Genomic DNA, 2,839 nt, shown 5'->3' with positions numbered 1-2,839 from the left:
GTCTTGAGCTGGGTTAGGGTATACTGTTACCCTATCGAAATCAGGCGTAGATTGTTGTTTTAACTCAATAGTTTGTATAACTCCTTGTTCACCTGCTTCAACAGATTTGTGAAAAGTTTCTACTGAGCTTTTAGCCATTTGAGCGCTAGCCTGAGCTCCCATAACTGACAATTCACCTTGGTATTCTACTCCCTCTTCATTATGTGTGCAATTATAAAGTTTCAAATAATAATAGTAAACGTCATTATCTACCAAGTTTCCTTTTTTATCATGACCATCCCATGAAATATCACCTCCTATCAAGCCGAGTGGGCTGTTTCCATTCTCCTCATGTTTCACATCTCCGTTTCTATCAATAATCAGAAGCTCATATTTATAAGCTTTAATCGGGCCAGTTGACTTAGATGCATCTACAATATCCCATGTGTCATTAGCTCCATCACCGTTGGGTGAAAAAAAGTTAGGGATAAATACATCGAAATTGCCATTATTTATAATGCACACATCAACAATATTGCCACCTCCTGGTAAGCAATCACAGCCGCCAATAGTTGCATGAAATTCTGAACCATTTTTCGCGGAAAAACCGGGATTAAGCTTAATAGTTTTACCAGCTTTGAAGATTACATCGTCACCATCAATAATGTCTACTTCACCGTTGGTTTCAATTTTATGAGTGGTGTTAGTGAATTTTGGCACCTCAGAGCCTTGGTCTATAATAAAATTGTCAGTACAACAGGACATTTTAGTTCCACTGATACTAAACTTACCAAAATCTCTATACTGCCAGTCACCATCTCCATCGTAGAGTGAAAACCAGATTTGGCTATAGTTTTTGTCAGGAATAAAGATAATGTCTATATACTGCCACCCATTACTCACGTAATTTTCTTTAAACCAAATTTCCTGGCGATCAACATCAGGAAATTTAAAATCATCACCATACTCCATATAACCTTTCCTTTCAACCAAATCATTAGTGAGAGCTATGAAAGTTCTGTCAACTGTGAACAGTTCACCATAATAAACACGTATGTAGGCTTGCAGGTGATAGGTATTGCCTTGATAAAAATTGTAATATTGAAATATACCTTCTCCACCATCTCCATCTCTCCCAAATTTATAGCCGCTAGCCATTAGTGCATATAGTTCAAACGGTTGCTCTTCTCCTGCAGCGACTATATCAGGTGTTCCATGAGATGGCCACCATGGACTAAGACCATTGGTTTCAGCATTCTCGAATTGAGCACTTCCAGCTCCAACAATACCCGTAAAGTTTTGAAATGAGCCATTTGAGAGTTCTTGACTATAAATATTATAACAATAAAACAATAAAATGAATAGAAATAAAGGTTTCATATATTATTTTTCTAGTTCTTTAATTCTTTTTTCTAATTTGATAATATGTAAGGTAAGCTCTTCAACTTTCTTGAGAAGTAGCATCTCCATCTCGCCAACTTTTATCCCTTCCTTTTCCATTTCTTTGGCAGATGGCACTTCGGGTAGGTGTTTATTTGCTTTTAGATAGTTTTCTAGATCAGATAGTTCTTGTAAGGGATAGTCTTCTTCGAATACATAGTCCGGACCCTCTACAGTAAGGTTAACCAACACTTCTTCGGCATGAATTGTACCTGCTACATCAAGTTCATGGGAGGGATTAGTAGTGCCAATTCCCATTTTTCCGCCACTACCAATAACTACATGGTCAGTTGTTCCATTTGGCTGAAAACGTATGCCGCCAACTGAACTTCTTAAGACTAATCCGTTGTATACTTTACTTCCAGTTGATAAAACACCTGAATTACTCCAAGAAGGTACAGCCGCATAGTTGGCGGAGGTAGAAACTAAAAGAGTTTCTTTTCCAGTTTCTCCATTGCTTAGAATGATGCCACTTCTGGAATAGGCTCCTTCATTGTTATTAGAAATTTTTATTGCAGTAGTTTTATCCTGTGCCTTATCAATTTGAAGCAACTGAGTTGGGCTCGGAGTCCCGATTCCTACAAAACCACCCGCTGTTATTCTTAATTTAGGAGTTGTTTCACCATTGGTAAGAAACTTTAAGTCATTTAAAGTTGAAATAAATCCGTCTTGACCCGATGTGGACACACCCATTTTTATTGTTCCACCAGCATCTCGTTCTAAACCTATATATGCATATGGGTTAGATTTAATTAAAAAGCTCCCATCCTTTATCTCTAACTTTTCATTAGGGTCTATTGTACCTATTCCAACATTACCTGTGTTCTCTATTCTGTTAGTGGGGGTTTGTGCAAATGATAATTGAATTACAAAAAGAAAAACAATGAAGGGTATTATGAATTTACTCATGATCTGATATTTTGGATTTTACTATTATTAGCTCTTTTTTTAAACTGTTAATCTCGTTTACTAATGATTGTTGTTTTTTGTCTTGATCAAGGATATATAAAGTCAACTCCTCTACCTTTTTTAGTAAGAGCATTTCCATTTCCCCTAGATTGATACCTTCACTTTCCATTTGCTTTGCAGAAGGCACTTCTGGCAGGTGTTTATTTACTTTAAGGTATTGCTCTAATTCCGATAGGTCTTGTAATGGATAGTCTTCTTCGAATACATAGTCTGGGCCAGTCCCTGGTAATAATTTAACTACGACTTCTTCAGTTTTAATATTACCTAATACAGTTAATCCATTTTGATTGAGAGACATTCTCGAAGAGGCGCCATTATCAGCATTGTCATTTATATACCATCTATAAATGTTGTATGATTTAAAATAGAAAGTCTCCGCTTCTACACCAAGTCCGTACATTCCGGGCAAATCAAATCGATTACCATACAGCGATAAAATATCTCCCAATGT

The 2,839-nt window shown here is 36.7% G+C and carries 2 protein-coding genes and 1 pseudogene; all 3 read right to left on the bottom strand.

What is annotated here, in order from left to right:
* Window positions 1-1,359, bottom strand: a 1,359-nt coding sequence (locus E1176_RS02920) for a 3-coathanger stack domain-containing protein (protein WP_155209081.1), incomplete at its 3' end; no start/stop codon positions are given.
* A 3-nt stretch (window positions 1,360-1,362) separates the two neighbouring features.
* Window positions 1,363-2,328: a hypothetical protein gene (locus tag E1176_RS02915; protein WP_155209080.1), complete on the bottom strand. Its 966-nt coding sequence runs from the start codon at window positions 2,326-2,328 to the stop codon at window positions 1,363-1,365.
* Window positions 2,321-2,839 (bottom strand): annotated as a pseudogene (locus E1176_RS20445) (hypothetical protein); the annotation flags it as partial. The gene E1176_RS02915 and the pseudogene E1176_RS20445, both read right to left, overlap by 8 nt.

It is taken from the genome of Fulvivirga aurantia, from assembly GCF_009711475.1.
GTDB lineage: Bacteria > Bacteroidota > Bacteroidia > Cytophagales > Cyclobacteriaceae > Fulvivirga > Fulvivirga aurantia.
The sequence above is the reverse complement of the archived record's forward strand: the minus strand, read 5'-3'. Positions and strand labels throughout refer to the sequence as shown.